The 16559-nt window shown below is 61.6% G+C and carries 19 protein-coding genes; 10 read left to right on the plus strand and 9 right to left on the minus strand.

Features of this window, described 5'->3' with window-relative positions; all coding sequences use genetic code 11:
* Window positions 1-133: 133 nt before the first annotated feature.
* Window positions 134-625, plus strand: coding sequence for an META domain-containing protein (locus tag LVE68_RS09130; protein WP_232939906.1), 492 nt, complete (start codon window positions 134-136; stop codon window positions 623-625).
* A 516-nt stretch (window positions 626-1141) separates the two neighbouring features.
* Here LVE68_RS09130 and smrA read toward each other — a convergent pair.
* The 6 genes from smrA to LVE68_RS09160 form a co-directional block, all read right to left on the minus strand.
* Window positions 1142-1729: a DNA endonuclease SmrA gene (gene smrA / locus LVE68_RS09135; protein ID WP_232939908.1), complete on the minus strand. Its 588-nt coding sequence runs from the start codon at window positions 1727-1729 to the stop codon at window positions 1142-1144.
* Between the two features lie 20 nt (window positions 1730-1749).
* Entirely contained in the window at window positions 1750-2616 is an 867-nt protein-coding gene (locus LVE68_RS09140) for an SDR family oxidoreductase (RefSeq protein WP_232939910.1), read from the minus strand.
* Window positions 2617-2663: 47 nt separating this feature from the next.
* A complete protein-coding gene (locus LVE68_RS09145; protein ID WP_232939912.1) occupies window positions 2664-3101 on the minus strand; it encodes an acyl-CoA thioesterase in 438 nt (145 codons plus the stop codon).
* A gap of 125 nt (window positions 3102-3226) precedes the next feature.
* The gene (gene secB / locus LVE68_RS09150; protein ID WP_232939914.1) at window positions 3227-3727 is read right to left on the minus strand and encodes a protein-export chaperone SecB; all 501 of its coding nucleotides are present in this window, start codon (window positions 3725-3727) and stop codon (window positions 3227-3229) included.
* A gap of 216 nt (window positions 3728-3943) precedes the next feature.
* On the minus strand, window positions 3944-4198 hold the full coding sequence (gene grxC, locus LVE68_RS09155; protein ID WP_232939916.1) for a glutaredoxin 3: 255 nt from the start codon (window positions 4196-4198) through the stop codon (window positions 3944-3946).
* A 44-nt stretch (window positions 4199-4242) separates the two neighbouring features.
* Window positions 4243-4653 (minus strand): rhodanese-like domain-containing protein, encoded by a 411-nt coding sequence (locus tag LVE68_RS09160; RefSeq protein WP_232939918.1) that lies wholly within the window; start codon window positions 4651-4653, stop codon window positions 4243-4245.
* A 230-nt stretch (window positions 4654-4883) separates the two neighbouring features.
* Between LVE68_RS09160 and gpmI the strand changes: the two genes are divergently transcribed.
* From gpmI to LVE68_RS09180, 4 genes are all read left to right on the plus strand, one after another.
* Window positions 4884-6422, plus strand: coding sequence for a 2,3-bisphosphoglycerate-independent phosphoglycerate mutase (gpmI, locus tag LVE68_RS09165; protein WP_232939920.1), 1539 nt, complete (start codon window positions 4884-4886; stop codon window positions 6420-6422).
* Window positions 6419-7546, plus strand: coding sequence for a murein hydrolase activator EnvC family protein (locus tag LVE68_RS09170; protein ID WP_232939922.1), 1128 nt, complete (start codon window positions 6419-6421; stop codon window positions 7544-7546). The genes gpmI and LVE68_RS09170 overlap by 4 nt, the downstream gene beginning before the upstream one ends.
* Before the next feature lie 490 nt (window positions 7547-8036).
* The gene (locus tag LVE68_RS09175; RefSeq protein ID WP_305080368.1) at window positions 8037-9389 is read left to right on the plus strand and encodes a S41 family peptidase; all 1353 of its coding nucleotides are present in this window, start codon (window positions 8037-8039) and stop codon (window positions 9387-9389) included.
* 74 nt (window positions 9390-9463) lie between these two features.
* The gene (locus tag LVE68_RS09180) at window positions 9464-9754 is read left to right on the plus strand and encodes a DUF6316 family protein (RefSeq protein ID WP_232939923.1); all 291 of its coding nucleotides are present in this window, start codon (window positions 9464-9466) and stop codon (window positions 9752-9754) included.
* A gap of 52 nt (window positions 9755-9806) precedes the next feature.
* On the opposite strand, the gene LVE68_RS09185 is transcribed toward LVE68_RS09180, so the two are convergent.
* From LVE68_RS09185 to LVE68_RS09195, 3 genes are all read right to left on the minus strand, one after another.
* The gene (locus tag LVE68_RS09185) at window positions 9807-10388 is read right to left on the minus strand and encodes an HdeD family acid-resistance protein (protein WP_232939924.1); all 582 of its coding nucleotides are present in this window, start codon (window positions 10386-10388) and stop codon (window positions 9807-9809) included.
* Between the two features lie 289 nt (window positions 10389-10677).
* Entirely contained in the window at window positions 10678-11991 is a 1314-nt protein-coding gene (locus tag LVE68_RS09190) for an aspartate aminotransferase family protein (protein WP_232939925.1), read from the minus strand.
* A gap of 126 nt (window positions 11992-12117) precedes the next feature.
* On the minus strand, window positions 12118-13563 hold the full coding sequence (locus tag LVE68_RS09195; protein ID WP_232939926.1) for an NAD-dependent succinate-semialdehyde dehydrogenase: 1446 nt from the start codon (window positions 13561-13563) through the stop codon (window positions 12118-12120).
* 205 nt (window positions 13564-13768) lie between these two features.
* Here LVE68_RS09195 and LVE68_RS09200 point away from each other — a divergent pair, with 205 nt between their 5' ends.
* From LVE68_RS09200 to LVE68_RS09220, 5 genes are all read left to right on the plus strand, one after another.
* Window positions 13769-14686 (plus strand): LysR family transcriptional regulator, encoded by a 918-nt coding sequence (locus LVE68_RS09200; RefSeq protein WP_232939927.1) that lies wholly within the window; start codon window positions 13769-13771, stop codon window positions 14684-14686.
* A gap of 157 nt (window positions 14687-14843) precedes the next feature.
* Window positions 14844-15086 (plus strand): hypothetical protein, encoded by a 243-nt coding sequence (locus LVE68_RS09205; protein WP_232939928.1) that lies wholly within the window; start codon window positions 14844-14846, stop codon window positions 15084-15086.
* 89 nt (window positions 15087-15175) lie between these two features.
* The gene (locus LVE68_RS09210; protein WP_232939929.1) at window positions 15176-15535 is read left to right on the plus strand and encodes a hypothetical protein; all 360 of its coding nucleotides are present in this window, start codon (window positions 15176-15178) and stop codon (window positions 15533-15535) included.
* A 186-nt stretch (window positions 15536-15721) separates the two neighbouring features.
* On the plus strand, window positions 15722-16060 hold the full coding sequence (locus LVE68_RS09215; RefSeq protein WP_232939930.1) for a hypothetical protein: 339 nt from the start codon (window positions 15722-15724) through the stop codon (window positions 16058-16060).
* Window positions 16061-16136: 76 nt separating this feature from the next.
* Window positions 16137-16505 carry a DUF4870 domain-containing protein gene (locus LVE68_RS09220; protein WP_232939931.1) on the plus strand — a complete coding sequence of 123 codons (369 nt, stop codon included), beginning with the start codon at window positions 16137-16139 and terminating at the stop codon, window positions 16503-16505.
* Window positions 16506-16559: the final 54 nt, after the last annotated feature.

Below are 16559 nucleotides of genomic sequence, written 5' to 3' on the forward strand. Positions count from 1 at the left end.
GATCCCGTCACCTTCAGTCCTGCAAAGTGCTGTGACGGGGTACTGTCCTTAACCGGGCCACAGTCTTGAACTGGGACACAGTAACCCAGGCCGATATTCGCTTAAATACCGGAAAAACAACGAGTTTCCCGATATGGTGAATCCCCGCCTGCCAATACTGACCGCCTGCCTGCTGACCCTTGCCAGCGCCCTGCACGGCTGTAGCCTGGCGGGCAGCGAGGATATGGCAGGGAGCCTGGAACCACGCTCTCTCTGCGGGCAACCCTGGCTACTGAAAAGCCTGAAGGTGGATGGCCGGGAGCATCGTACTGGCCTGCTGTGGCGCAAGCTGATGCGGGAGCGCCCCTACTTCACCTGCGATGCACTGGGGTATGTTCGTGGTAACTCCGGTTCCAACCCCTACACTGGCCGGCTGTCCCGCTCCGGCGACCAGCTTTCCTGGCCGAAAGCCCCCGCGGTTGCCCCGATGATCGACCTTCGCGACAGCAGCGAACTGGAGCAGGATTTCCTGCTGGCCCTGCCGCAGACCGAGCGACTGTCGTTCGATGGCGAGCTGTTGATTCTCGAGGGAGCTGCAGGCGCAACCAGGCTGGAATTCCAGCCCGCGGAAACCCCGCCACCCTGAACCCGCGCGGACGGTTACCTGGCCAATACCGGGGAATAAAAAGAAAGCGGCCCGCAGTGGGCCGCAAGCGCGATTTACGCAATCAAGATGATGAGAGAAGATCAACGAAGCCTGCACCACCCACACGACCTTGACGGTGCGGCCGGTCAGCCATTCGCTGGAAAGGGATGATAGGCCGGAAAAATTACAAACAAATTAAATCCCCTGAAAACTCCCTGCCCACATACGCCCAGCTCTTTATTTTTCCCAGAATCTCTCCCAGGTAAATATTTATCGTGGACAGTTTCCCGCTGTACCTGAACATATCAGGATCACGGCCTGCGCCGGCGATCACAAAGGGGGTTAGCCATGTGAGGAAAAGGGCGGACACAAGGTCCGCCCCTACAGCTACGGTGGCAATGGATCGAGGCGTGTCTGTGGCCCCACCACGAAAGGGCAAGGAAATTCGGCCTGGGGTTTACCCGCACTGCCCGCAGGGGCGGACCTTGTGTCCGCCCGGCGCCGGGGGGAAGGGCTTTACTTGCGGCGCTGGTGACGCTCCAGGTTGTCCTGGCGCTTGCGCTCGCTCTTGCGCAGCAACACATAGGTCGCCCCCAGGCCACCATGCTGCTTCTGCGCGCTGTGGAATGCCAGCACCTCGGGCAACTGTGGCAGCCAGGCGTTAACACAGCTTTTCAGCAGCGCCGGCTGCTTGCGCCCCTCGCCCTTGCCGTGGGTAACCAGGGCGCAGCGCACGTCAGCTTCCAGGCAGTCGCGCACAAATTCGAACAGTGCCCGGCGGGCCATCTCCACCGTGTGCCGGTGCAGGTCAAGGCGGGCATCCACGCGGTACTTGCCCAGGCGCAGGTTGCGGTAAACGCCGTTCTGTACGCCATCGCGCTTGAACTCCAGCGGATCCCAGGGATCCACCGGCTCCACGAACTCCCCCCCCAGCGGGTTCAGTTCGCGTGCGGTTTCCGCAGTGGCGGCCTCGCGACGCGCCTGCCGGTTTACCCGGTTGCGCGGGTCATCCTTCCTGAGCGCGACCTTGCGCTCCTGCTCGATCGGGCGCACGTCTCCCAGCTCGCCCAGCGCATCCTGAAACAGGTTATTGTCAGTCGTCATCTTACCTCCCCCACGACGGCTTACGGATCCAGGAACAGGTCCAGGGCCAGGTTGGCCGCATTGTCCGGATTGTGCGCGTAATCCGTAAAATCACTTACCCCGCGCTCCCCCAGCAGCTCCTCATCGATAACCTGCCGGCCGCTCAGGGCCATGTTTTCCGTCACCAGGATTTCGTAGGCGGCATCAGCCATTACCGCCGGCTTGCGGCTCTGCTGGAACATCTCGCGGTTGCCCACCGCAAACTCGATCGCCGCAGTCGCCACCAGGGTGCGCGGCCACAGGGTTGCAACACTGATACCGGCTTCGTGCAGCTCCTCGGCCAGGCCCATGCTGAGGATGGTCATACCAAACTTGGACAGGGCGTAGGGCGCAAACGGCCCCAGCCACTGCGGCTGCAGGTTGATCGGCGGCGACAGGCTGAGGATATGGCCGCAGCTGGATTTCTTCAGGTAGGGAATCGCCAGGTGGGCGGTCAGGTAAACCGCGCGGCTGTTGACCGTCTGCATCAGGTCATAGCGCTTGGGCGAGGTGGACTCCACATTGGTGAGATTGATGGCACCGGCATTATTGACCACCGCATCGATGCCACCAAAAGTATCCGCGGCCTGCGCCATGGCTTCAGCCACCTGGTCTTCCTCGCGCACATCCACCTTGAGCGCCAGCGCCTTGCCGCCTGCCGCCTCCACCTCGGCCGCCACCGAATGGATGGTACCGGGCAGCTTGGGGTGTGGCTCATCGGACTTCGCCGCAATCACGATATTGGCACCGTCAGCGGCGCACTTGAGCGCGATGGCGCGCCCGATACCGCGGCTGGCGCCGGTGATGAAAAGAGTCCGGCCCTTGAGGGCACCGGTGTTATCCGTCAGGGTGACAAACTCTTCAGTCATGATCCTTCTCCACTGGCTGTAATCGGTTATTACATCGGGGAGGCGCCCTACTCGTCAGTCACCACCGCCGGGGTATAGATCTCACGGAACTCCGCCGGCATGCGCCGCGGCCGGCCCGAGGACAATTCAATGCACACCATCTGCCACTGGGCCCGCAGGACCAGCGCGCTGTCGGCAGCGCGGAACACCTGGAAGCGACGGGTCATATTGAGTCGCCCGTCCACCCTGGTCAGCCAGGTGCCAAACAGCAGCTCGTCGCCCTCCCTCGCCGCCAGTATATAGTCGTACTCGGCGTGACGAATTGCCATTCCCCGGTCGAGAGCCTGGTAATGAGTGACATCCAGCCCCAGTTCCACACTGTGGTTCCAGCCGGCGCGCTCGCACCAGCGGACGTACTCCGCATTGTTGGCGTGGTGCAGGCCATCGACATGCACGGCCTCCACCGTGACCGGCCAGACAAACGGCCGTGGTAAATCCCAGTCCATCCTTATCTCCCCGGGGCAATTGCCGCCAGACTACCACTCTCTGGCGGCCCGGCAAGCCGGTGGCAACCCAAAACGAAAAAAGGCCCCGGTTGGGGCCTTTTCGCTGGGCGGGAAGTTTCCGCCTATCAGGCTTCCGCTTTTTCCTCGGAACCCTGCTCTGCCTGCTGCTGCGCCTGCTGCATGGCGGCAGAGAACAGCGCGTCGAAGTTGATCGGCGGCAGCATCAGGGCCGGGAAGGAACCCTTGGTAACCACGTTGTCGACCACTTCGCGGGCGTACGGGAAGAGGATCTGCGGGCAGGCAGTGTTCAGTGCCTGTGCCAGCTGCTGGCCTTCCAGCCCGGTGATGCCGAACAGGCCGGCCTGCTGTACTTCCACCAGGAAGGCGGTCTCGTCTTCCAGCTTGACGGTGATGGTCAGGGTCAGCGCCACTTCGTACAGATCGTCTTCGATCTTGGCGGTCTTGGTGTTCAGTTCCTGGTTAACCTGCGGTTTCCACTGTTTCTTGAAAACCTCAGCCCCCATCGGGGTCTCGAAGGACAGGTCCTTCAGGTAGATGCGCTGCATCTGGAATTGTACGTTGGAAGCCTCTGCGTTTGCCGCTGCGCCGTTTTGTTCTTCAGCCATGTCACTGCCTGTTCTTTATGCTCAATGGTTTATCTCTATGCCTTCCCTGAGAAAGACTCCTTGTATGGGTCTTTCAATGGGGCCTGCGAATGCCATTTCAAGGCCATAAATTGACGTTCGGGGTGACAATCCCGCCAGGGGCGGAACCGGCACCTGGATGATCCGCTGCCAGCCATCCGCTGACGCTAGCAGGCGCAGGTGAGCGGGTGATGCCCCTCAGGCCCGCAGCAACCGGTCCAGCTCGCCGCTGCGCTCCGCAGCCATCAGCTCGTCACAGCCACCCACATGCTCGTCACCGACCCAGATCTGCGGCACCGTCCGGGCACCGGCCCGGGCGGTCATCTCGGCGCGCTTCTGCGGGTTGCCGTCCACGGGAATCTCGCGGTAGGGCACCTGCTTGCGATCCAGCAGGTACTTGGCGCGCACACAGAAAGGACAGAAGCGGGTGGTGTAGATGGTTACTTCTTGCATGTCGGGTACCACTCAGTCGATCGACGCACCGGGGCGCCGTGCCACTAGCCCTTGACCAGCGGCAGGTTCTGGTTGCTCCACTCGGACATACCGCCCTGCAGGCGACGCACCTGGAAGCCGCGCGCTTTCAGCTGGCGCCCCACGGCGCCCGCGTGCTGGCCGATCTTGTCCGCCACGATCAGCGGCTTGTCCTTGAGCTTCTCCAGCTCGCCGATGCGGTCCGCCACTTCACTATGGGGGATATTCAGCGCATCGACGATATGTCCGGCACGGAACTCAGCCTTATCGCGCACATCCAGCACCTGTGCGCCATCCACGTTGATCAATCGGGTCACTTCGTGCACCGAGGCCGGCGTGCCGGCCCGGAAGCGCTCGCTGAAGGCAAACGCGTATAACAGGATCACCAGCAGGCTGACCAGCAGCCACTGCTCACTCATAAAGACGAAGAAGTCCAATTCGTCCCCCTATCTTCTTGTCTTGTTTTTGCTCGTCCCGCCGGCGCCATGGCGCCGGCACCGAATATCCGGCTCCGGCCCCGTGGGACCGGAGAGGGCGGGAGTATACACCATTGTGAGTAAATCTTAACCAGATCTTCGGGATGCAATACCTGACCCCGGGCCGCCAAACAGGTTAAAATCCGCGTCCTTATCTCGTTCGACCAACAAACTACAGGAACCCGCACACCATGCCCTCGACCCATCGTCCCCTGGTCCTGCTGATCCTGGACGGCTTCGGCCACAGTGACACCACCGAGCACAACGCCATTTCTGCGGCGAACTCCCCGGTATGGGATCGGATCTGGGCCGAACAGCCGAAAACCCTGATCCAGACCTCGGGCATGGCAGTGGGCCTGCCGGAAGGCCAGATGGGCAACTCGGAAGTGGGCCATATGACCCTCGGGGCCGGCCGGGTCGTGTACCAGAACTTCACCCGCATCAACAAGGCGATCGAGGACGGCGACTTCTTCCGCAACCCGGCCTACACCGCAGCCGTGGACAAGGCGATCGCCAACGACGGCGCCGTGCACATCATGGGCCTGTTGTCCGAGGGCGGCGTGCACAGCCACGAGGACCACATCGTGGCCATGGTGACCCTGGCAGCCCAGCGCGGCGCCAAACGGATTTACCTGCACGCCTTCCTCGACGGCCGCGATACTCCGCCGCGCAGCGCCAGGCCCTCGCTGGAGCGCCTCACGCAGGTCTGCGACTCGGTGGGCAACGCCCGCATTGCCACCCTGGCCGGGCGCTACTTCGCCATGGACCGCGACCAGCGCTGGGACCGCACCCAGTCCGTGTACGACATGCTCACCCTGGGCGTGGCCGCGCACAGTGCCCCGGACGCCATGGCGGGCCTGGATGCCGCCTATGAGCGCGGCGAGAACGACGAGTTCGTAGTCCCCACCCTGGTGGGCGAGGCCGCGCCGATCGCCGACGGCGACGCACTGGTATTCATGAACTTCCGCCCCGACCGCGCGCGCCAGCTGACGCGCGCATTCACCGAGGCGGATTTTGACGGCTTCGAGCGCCAGTCCGCACCCAGGCTGGCAGACTTCGTCATGACCACCGAGTACGCGGCCGACATCCAGGCCAGCTGTGCCTTCCCGCCGGAAAAGCTGGTCAATTCGTTTGGCGAGTACCTGGCCGCGCAGGGCAAGCGCCAGCTGCGTATTGCCGAGACGGAAAAGTACGCCCACGTCACATTCTTCTTCAGCGGTGGCCGCGAGGAACCGTACGAGGGCGAGGTACGGGAACTGATCAAGTCACCGAATGTCGCTACCTATGACCTGCAGCCGGAGATGAGCGCGCCGGAAGTCACCGACAAGCTGGTGGCAGCCATCGACAGTGGCGACTACGATGCGATCATCTGCAACTACGCCAACGGCGACATGGTGGGCCATACCGGCGTGTTCGAGGCGGCAGTCAAGGCAGTCGAGGCCCTGGACACCTGCGTTAGCCGCGTGGTGGATGCGGCACTGGCCGCCGGGGGCGAGGTACTGATCACCGCCGACCACGGCAATGTCGAGGAAATGTTCGACGCCGGCTCCGGCCAGGTCAGCACCCAGCACTCGACCCTGCCGGTGCCCTTCGTCTACGTCGGCAAGCGCGATGTCAGCCTGCGCGACGGCGGCAGCCTGGCGGACGTGGCCCCGACCATGCTGGCCCTGATGGGGCTGCAGCAGCCGGAAGAAATGACTGGAAAAAACCTGGTGCAATTCAAAGCATGAAGTTACTGGTAATTGTTTTCGCCACCCTGCTGGCACTGCCGGCGTTCGCCCAGAGCGAGCAGGAACAGCAGGAGCGGCTGCGGGAAATCAAGCAACGTATCGAGTCGCTGCAGGAAGAGCTGAACCAGGTCCGCAGCGAGCGCGACCAGTTGCTCAAGGACCTGGAGCGTAACGAGCGCGATATTTCCGAACTGCACAAGCGCATCGACAAGATCAAGAACGACATGCGCAGTCGCACCGACAAGCTGAAGGAATTGAAGGAAGAACAGCAGCAGCTGGAAGAATCGCGACGAAGTATGCAGCGGCGGGTCGAGCAGGAAGTCGCCGCCGCTTACCGACTCGGCAGACAGGAGCAGGTCAAGCTGCTCCTCAACCAGCAAGACCCGCAGCACATCGCCCGCCAGCTCCGCTACCACGAATACTTCCTCCAAGAACGCAGCCGCGTTATCGACGACTACCTCGAAACCCTCACCAATCTCGACACCGTCAGCACCAGTATTCGGCACGAGCGTGACACGCTTGACGCAGAGCGAAAGCAACTGGAAGACCGCGAGCAACAGCTGGTCAGTGCGCAGCGCTCGCGCCAGGCGACGCTCGACAAGCTGGCCGCGCGACTGGCCGACAAGAGTGGTGAACTGAAACAGTTGCAGGGTGACCGCAGCCGCCTGCAGCGGCTGGTGGATGAAGTGGGCCGGGCCATCGCGGCACTGGTCAACCCCGAGGACCAGATGCCCTTTGCCAAACAGCGCGGCCGCATGCAGTGGCCGGCCCAGGGCCGCCGCGCCAACGCCTTTGGCCAGCGCCGCAACAATGGCATCACCTGGAAGGGCGTTACCATCCGCGCCGGCGAGGGCACACCGGTACGGGCGATTCACCGCGGCCGCGTGGTCTTTTCCGATTACCTGCGCGGCCAGGGCATGCTGGTGATCCTCGATCACGGCGACGGCTACATGAGCCTTTACGCCCATAACCAGTCGCTCACCCGCAGCCTGGGCGAGTGGGTGGAGCGCGGTGAGACCATTGCACGGGTGGGCAACAGCGGCGGGCTGGAATACAGCGGCGTCTATTTCGAAATCCGCCACCGCGGCAAACCGCAGGACCCCACGGTTTGGTGCCGGGGATAATTATCCCCGTCGAGTCCTCCCTGCCCCGCCGTTAGCCTGCCGCACCACCAGCCAGTTTCCCCATCCCGGCGCGGGCCGGGATTCGCATACCCCGATAACAACCTGACCCGGTGACTTCCCGCCGAAAACATAACCGTGTCGCGGATCGAATCCCGTGTGCCGGCCCGGCGGCGCAGCGGTGAATACATGAATAACACAAACTGGAAAGTCCAGCCGCAGGGCCCCACCGGGCTTTCGATGACGCGCGCACTTTTTGTCTATCATCGCGATAACCGCGCTTTCCTGAGCCCGGCAAAAAGGCAATGAAAAGCGCGCTTCAGGGCGGGGCAGAAAGCGGGCCGCTGCATCGAACCGCTTTCGGCGCCCGTGTCAGCAAGTGGCACTCCGTTTTTGCACACGGTTGAGTGTCGCGCCAACTTGAAAACTCTGCCAGCCGCCGCGGTCTACACTTTTGCAAAGAAGCGAGCAATAAGGCAGAGGTCCCGACGTTATGTTCAAACCCAAGGCGCTGACCACCTTCCTGGGCGCAGCCGCTCTCACCGCCCTGCCTCTGATGGGGCTGAGCGAGGGGGACCCGGCCGAACAGGTGATACCCTCCGCCACTACACGCCTGCCCCTGGAAGACCTGCGCAGCTTTGCCAAGGTGTTCGAACAGATACGCCAGGGATATATCGAGGAAGTGGATGACAGCACCCTGCTGGAATATGCCATTCGCGGCATGCTCCAGGGCCTGGACCCACACTCCTCCTACCTCGACCGCGAATCGTTTGACGACCTGCAGGCCAATACCACCGGCGAGTTTGCCGGCCTGGGTATCGAGGTGGGGATCGAGAACGAGCATATCACCGTAATCACTCCCATGGACGACACACCAGCGGCGCGCGCCGGGCTCAAGGCCGGCGACGTGATATTGCGCCTCGCCGGCAAGTCCCTCAAGGGACTGAGCCTGGATGAGGCAGTCGAGCGTATGCGTGGACCGCGGGGCAGCTCCGTGACCCTGACCATTGCCCGCAAGGGCTACAAGCAACCCTTCGATGTCACCCTCAAGCGCGATACCGTGCGCGTGCGCAGTGTCCGCAGCAAAGTGCTGGACGAGGGTTACGGTTACCTGCGCATCAGCCAGTTCCAGCTGGACACCGGCACCGATGTGATGCGGGAAATTCGCAAGCTGCAGGACAAGGGTAAACTGAAAGGACTGGTGCTGGACCTGCGCAATAATCCCGGCGGGGTGCTGCAGTCATCCGTGGAAGTGGCCGATGCCTTCCTCGAGGAAGGGCTGGTGGTCTACACCGAGGGTCGCAGCGAATCCGCCAACCTGAGTTACTCCGCAGAACCCGGCGACCTCACCGACGGTGTGCCGCTGGTAGTGCTGATCAACGACGGCTCCGCCTCTGCCGCAGAGATTGTCGCCGGCGCGCTGCAGGATCATCGCCGCGCGGTGGTCATGGGCACAGACAGCTTCGGCAAGGGCTCGGTGCAGACCGTGATCCCGATCAACAATGAGCGCGCGATCAAACTCACCACCGCACTCTACTTCACCCCCAATGGCCGCTCCATCCAGGCCCAGGGCATTACACCGGATATTGTCGTCGAGCGGGTCAAGGTGACGCGCATGGAGGGCCCCGCGCGCACCACCGAGGCGGACCTGGCGGGCCACCTGGGTAACGGCAACGGTGGCGAGGACCGCACAGCGGCCGATCGCCAGCGCGAGAAGGCCGGCCGCGAACTGTGGTATGCGGACGACAACCAGATTTTCGAGGCCCTGAATGTCCTCAAGGGCCTGAATCTCTACGCGGTGCGCTACCGCGAGCAGGAACCGAGGGTAGCCAAAGCCGGGCGCTAGCCAGCGCCTGGCAGCAGTACCTCAGGCAGTCTGAAACCGGCGCAGGGTAGCGGTCGGTTTCCAGGAGGGTCGACATGCACCAGCATCGCGCCGGTGAAACCGGCCGCGGCATCCCGCCGCGATCGGACCGTTTCTACAAGCTCGGGGACGACTGGTATTTCCAGGTACGCGGTGGGCGGTGCTTCGGCCCCTACCCATGCCGCGCGGAAGCCGAGCAGGCGGTACAGCATTTCTTCGGCACCGGCAGGGACTCCCGCACTAACCCCTACGCCGCCTGCGGCCGTAAAACCGGCCCGGGCGCAGTCGTGCATCCGTTTGGCAGCCAGCGCGCAAGACGCTGGCACCGCTTCAATCGCCGGGACTGATCCAGGCGCTTCGTGGTCCTGTCAGCCAGCACCGGTTTCCGGCATCTTGCCGTCAGGCCGCCGCCCGGCCATATTTGCGCAACCGGAGCGCCAGCCAGATCTCCAGCAGGCCGAAGGCAATGGCATAGCCGGCAATTACCCACAGTAGTGCCAGCGCCCCCGCACCGGGACTCACCAGTACCGCAATTCCAAAAATCACCGACAGCAGGCCGGAGGCGATCAGCAGCCATTCCTGCTGTATTTCCTGGCGCAGGCGGATGGCCCCGATTACCTCGAATACCCCGCGCACCAGTGCCCAGCTGCCAATAAAGATCATCAGCACCAGTCCGGTCACCTGCGGATAGATAAAGGTCGCGATACCCGCCGCAACACTCACCAGCCCGGCAATGATCAGCCACCACAGGGGCGTGGATTCATGCCGTCCCAGCACCGCCGCCACCAACGCGAGGAAACCGTCGGCGAATACAAAGGCCCCGAACAGGATCACCAGCGTCAGCAGTGACAGCCCCGGCCAGATAAAGGCGAGGATACCGAAGAGCACCGCGCAGACCCCGCGCAGGAGCAGCACCCACCAGTTCTCGGTGAGTACCCGCAGTACCGGGCGTGTGGCCATGGTAGTGGTTTCATAGTCCATGGAATGGTCTCCCTCTGGGACATTGACACTCACAGATTGTAGTGCGGGAGCATATCTGTCCAAAGTGACCGGGGAGCGGCTATCGTGATAAAGAGGATGGGGACAGGAAACTGCCCGGGACAACCGGACACAGGCGCGGCCCGGGAATCGCGATCACCAGCCGACTCTGCAAACGCCTGGATCGCGACACCGGGCCGCATTAAGGGCCTGCTAACAGGCCCTCTTTCAGTGTAGGCAATGGCGACAGGAAGCGGGCAAAGCCCGCCTGTCGCCAAAAGCCCGTTGGCCGTTACGCCAGGGACTGGATCACACCGCGCAGTTTCTCGACGATGGTGTCGATCTGGTGCTCCTCGATGATCAGGGGCGGGGACATGCACAGGGCATCGCCGATGCCGCGCGCCATCACACCCGCATCCCAGGCCGCCATGGAAGCCTTGCCGCCGAACTTGCCCTTGAGCTCCGCCGGCGCGCGCAGCTCGATCGCGCCCACCAGGCCGTAGTTGCGCACATCGATCACATTGTCCAGGTCCGCCAGGCTGTGCAGGGCATTTTCCCAGTGTTTGCCGATATCGCCCGAGGCGCGGGTCAGCAGGCCCTCGCGCTCGTAGATATCCAGGGTCGCCATGCCCGCGGCACAGGCCACCGGGTGGGCGGAATAGGTGTAGCCGTGGAAGAACTCCACCATGCCCTCGGGGGCGGCGTTCATCACTGTGTTGTAGATATGGTCGTGCACGAACACCGCACCCAGCGGTACGGCGGCATTGGTAATGCCCTTGGCCGAGGTAATCATGTCCGGGGTCACGTCCCACTCAATGGACGCAAACGCGGAACCGGTGCGGCCCCAGCCGGAGATCACCTCATCGAAAATCAGCAGCAGGTCGTGCTGGTCGCAGATCTCGCGGATGCGCTTCAGGTAGCCCTTGGGCGGCAGCACCACACCGCCGGCGCCGGAGAAGGGCTCGACAATCACCGCGGCGATCTGGTCGGCGCCGTGGAAGGCCACCAGCCGCTCCAGGTCCTCCGCCAGTTCCACGCCGTGCTCCGGCAGGCCGCGACTGAAGGCATTGCGCTCGATATCCAGGGTATGGCGCATATGGTTGGCCTTCACCGGCTGGCCAAAACTCTGGTAGTTGGGTGCGATACCGCCCACGGAAATGCCGCCGAAGTTCACCCCGTGGTAACCCTTCTCGCGACCAATAAACATGGTGCGGGTACCCTTGCCGCGGGCGCGCTGGTACTGCAGCGCAATCTTCAGGGCACTCTCCACCGCCTCGGAACCGGAATTGCCGAAGAATACCCGGTTGAGTCCGTCCGGCGTGTACTGCACCAGCCGGTTGGCATATTCAAAACTCAGTTCGTGGCCGAAGTTGAAGATGGAGCTGTAATCCAGCTTCTTCGCCTGCTGGTGGATCGCGTCGGCAATCTCGGTGCGGCAGTGGCCGGCGTTGGAACACCACAGGCCGGCGGTCGCGTCGATAATCTGGCGGCCATCCTTCTCCATCAGGTAAATACCCTCGGCGCGCTCGACAATACGCGGCGCCGCCTTGAAGGAGCGATTCGGGGTGAATGGCATCCAGAATGCATCACTGTTCATTTCGGACATAGTCTTTACTCCGGGTTTTCCCTTTGTGTTATCTCTCTGTGCCGTGACCGTCATTATGGCCGATCACATACATTTGTTTCAGTCCCGCAGGAGCGGCCGCTGGCCGCTCCTGCGTGTCGTTCAATATCAGGCGCCAAAGCAGCAGTACTTGGTTTCGTAAAATTCCGCCATACCCTCGACACCGCCCTCGCGGCCAATGCCGGATTCCTTGCTGCCGCCGAAAGGCGCCACGGTGGTGGAGAATACGCCCGTGTTACAGGCCACCATACCGTATTCCAGCGCTTCCACCACCCGGTTGGCGCGGCGGATGTTTTCACTCATCACATAAGCCGCCAGGCCGTAGGGGGTATTGTTGGCACGGCGGATTACATCGTCCTCGTCGGTGAATTTCTGCACCGGTGCCAGCGGGCCGAAGATCTCTTCCTGTGCGATACGCATGTCATCGGTTACGCCCGAAATCACCGTGGGCGCATAGTAGTTCTCGCCCGCCGGCAGGAAGTCGCCACCCAGTTCGATGGTGGCACCCGCGTCGACCGAGTCCTGCACCAGCTGCGCCACCCGCTCGACAGCGCGGCGGTGAATCAACGGACCCACGGTAACTCCCTCGTCAGTGCCATGGCCTACCTGCAGTTCCGCCACCTTTGCCCGCAGTTTTTCCACAAACTCGTCGTGTACCGACTCGTGTACGTAGATGCGGTTGGTGGACACGCAGGTCTGGCCGGCATTGCGCATCTTGGTGGCCACACAGGCGCTGACCGCGGTGTCCAGGTCGGCGTCATCGAAGACGATAAACGGCGCATTACCGCCCAGCTCCATGGACATCTTTTTCACACCGGTGGCGCACTGGGCCATCAGGATCTTGCCCACGGCGGTGGAGCCGGTAAAGGTGAATTTGGCCACCCGCTCATCCTCGGTCAATACCCTGCCAATGGCCGGGGCGTCGGATCCCACCACCATATTGATGGTGCCCGCCGGCAGGCCCGCCTCCTCCGCCAGCTGGCACAGGGCCAGCGCAGACAGCGGCGTCTCGGAGGCCGGCTTGATCACCACGGTACAGCCGGCTGCCAGTGCCGGTGCCGCCTTGCGGGTGATCATCGCATTGGGGAAGTTCCACGGCGTGATGCAGGTCACGACGCCCACGGGCTGGCGGATGGTCTGCAGGCGCATGGCCGGATTGTGGGTGGGGATGGTCTGGCCGTAGGCGCGGCGGCACTCCTCCGCATACCACTCGATATAGGACGCGCCATAGGCGATCTCGCCCTTCGCCTCCGCCAGTGGCTTGCCCTGCTCCAGGGTGAGGATGCGGGCCAGGTCATCGGCATTGTCCATGATCAGCTGGTGCCAGCGCTTCAGCACCGCCGCGCGCTCGGCCGCGGTCTTCTCGCGCCAGGCCGGCAAAGCGGTATGGGCCGCAGCCACCGCCGCCCCGGCGTCCGTCGCGGAGCCGTCGGCGATCTCCGCCAGCAGCGTCCCATTGGCCGGATCGCGCACCTCGATAGAGGAGGCGGCATCCCGCCACTGGCCATTGATATAGTTCTGTGTCTTCAACAATTCCGGTTTTGCCAGCTGCACTATCGGACTCCTTGCATCTAGTGGACTTTGGGCAGATACCCGGAATTCTGGACGGGGGCCGAGAGGACGCATAGTGTATTTTCTCCAACTAAAATTTACCCCCGTCAAACTTTGGTCTATTCTGCCGCCTACCCTGGTGTTTCCCCGCATCTGGGCCCCGCGGACATGGCGGGAAACCCGTCTTTCAACGAGAGTGGATAACCTGATGAGCGGCAAGAAGGCACTGGGTGGGCGAGTCACCGATATGGACCTGCGGCTGCTGCGGGTCTTCCGCGAGGTGGTGCGCGCGGGCGGACTGGCCCCGGCAGAGGTGGCACTCAACATCAGCCGCTCCACCATCAGCCTGCACCTCACCGACCTGGAGACCCGCCTGGGCATGCAACTGTGCCTGCGCTCCCGAGGCCGCGCAGACTTCAAGCTGACCCCGGATGGCGAGGCCCTGTACCAGGCAATCGGCGAACTGGACGGCCACCTGGCCGCCTTCAAGAGCCAGGTCAACGCCATCCAGTCCCAGCTTACCGGCAGCCTGCGCATCGTGCTGCCGGACGACGCGCTGGAGATTCCCCAGCTGGACCTGCCTGCCACCCTGGCCGGCATCCGCGAACGTGCGCCCCAGCTGCAACTGGACCTGCAATTGGCCGCGCCACAGGAACTGGAGCTGGAAATCCTTGCCGGTCGCGCGGACGTGGGTATCAACCCACTGCACACCAGGCGTCCGGGCCTGGATTACCGCCCCCTGTTCAACCACCAGTCACTACTCTACTGTCACCGCAGCCACCCGCTGGCCTCAGAACCCAACGTTAGTGAGGAGTTACTGACCCAGCAGGAACTGGCGGCCCCCAGCCACGCGGTGCTCTCCGGCGCCGCCCACCTGTATCGCCTGTTTCCCAACAAGAGCACCGCCAACCATATGGCAGCGCGCCTGGCCATGATCCAGTCAGGAAAGTTCATCGGCTTCCTTCCCTCCTACCTGGCAAGACGCCACCAGCAGGACGGCGAGCTTATCGCCCTGCGCCCGGACCAGTTCCAATACGAAATCCAGAACGCCGCCACCTTCAAGCGCACCGCCGCCGACCATCCGGCGGTACTGTTGTTTCTAAAGGCGCTGGTAATTACCGGCTGACTGAGCCCGCAGAAATTACACGGGATTACACCGATCCGGCGTGGTTAAATAGGGTCCATACGGAAGAAAACAGTCACATCCCGACACTGCCATTAACCGGGATATGACCATGCCTGAGACAGGCAGGTAAAACCTGCCGAGCAATGAGAGGAGCTTCATGGAAGAGGTATTCACAGGAATATTCCGGGTATTGGGCCGATTCCTGTTTGAAATTGTATTTTCGATAGCGGCTGAAATCCTGTTCCAGGTGCCCGGCTACTGGTTATGTAAACCGTTTACGAAACCTGGCAGGCAGCCAGACGGTTTCCTGGTTGTTGTACTCAGCATCCTGTTCTGGATTCTGGTCATTGCTGCCTCCTATGCCGGGTACCAGCTGCTTAATGGGGAAACCGGCACATAGCACTGTCCACATAACGCGCCGCCGGGATTACTCCGGGCGCGGCCAGTAGCCCAGCGACATTTGATCCAGGAAACCAGCACAGGGAAGCCATGAAAATAAAGCCCGGCAGACATCAAATAAGAGCGATTCTATTCTGGTCAATCGTTATCCTGATTGCGCCATTTGCTGTCGAAGTGGTGATGCTTGCGGAGCTGGCGGGTGCGGAGTTCGCCATTGGCTTTTTACTGCTCTACCTGAAACAATCCATGTTACAGCTTAGGGAAAGGCTTCTGCGACTTAAAGCCACCCTGACCAACGTTGCCGGGCTTTTGAATAGTCATATCGTTTTTAATGAAAGGGTTTTCTATCCGCATGCTGGCCTGTCACTGACAGTGGTGGCAATTGGCGCACCGCTGCTTTATGTCGCTCTAATCTGGTACCCGGTTATTGCAGCCGGCAGCTGGACCTAGTGTCTTTCGGCTAATTTTAAAGGACAGGCGCTCCATCTACGCCACTTGAATGACATACGGTAAAGCATGCCTGATATGAAAAGTGGCCGCTATGGAGCAGCACTTCCAGAGCGAAAGCCTGACAGGGCCAGAGGCAACGAACCGCCCTCATGCCGCGACACCTTTCGACCAGGGGAGAATATCAAGATGATCAGCGAAGACACCATAAACATACTGATAAAAGCGAGAAAAGAGCAGGCTGCCATTTACGGCCTACAGGCACTCTCAATCACGGCACTGGTGATATTGATTGCCCTGGAGGTGCTTGGTGTTCAGCACAATCTTACAATTTTCCTGGCTACGCTTGCGACGATTTTCATGTGCGGGGCTGTCGGGCAGAACAGGTGGGTATCGGTATCACGCGGCCAGCTGGTCAAAGCGCTCGAACAGCTGATAAACAATGATGCCAATGCAGTTGAGCGGCTGGCTGAGAAGAACAAAGCAAAAATCCGGCCTGGCTATAACTTCAGGGCTACCGATGACTAATTAACCCGCCGGAAAAGGACCGCTTTGAACAATCACTAGCCATTCAAAGAGCAGTAAGAAATGAGAGGGATAAGGAATGAATGAAATAAGACCATGGGGAATGGATAAAAATACATTCCTGATGCTGATGCACCTCAGCCAGCTGACCGGCTTCTTTTTGCCAGTCGCCGGGTTCGCGCTGCCCATCATCATGTGGGCCACCAACAAGGATCAGTCTGTCGAGATTGATCGCCATGGGAAGGTGATCCTCAACTGGATGATCAGCTTAATCATCTACGCCCTGATCTGCTCTATCCTGGTTTTTGTTGTCATCGGCATCCTGGGCTTTTTCGTCCTGCTGCTAGTCGAGGTTATTTTTGTGGTAATCGCAGCTGTCAAGGCCAGTGAGGGCGAACTATGGCAATACCCGCTCAGCATAAAGTTCTTTCAGGTCCCGGGTGCATAACCGGGACAACCCGGGCGAGTGACCTTTAGACACTCCAAATTGGCGCCCGGAGTA

It is taken from the genome of Microbulbifer sp. YPW16, from assembly GCF_021290385.1.
Lineage (GTDB): Bacteria > Pseudomonadota > Gammaproteobacteria > Pseudomonadales > Cellvibrionaceae > Microbulbifer > Microbulbifer zhoushanensis.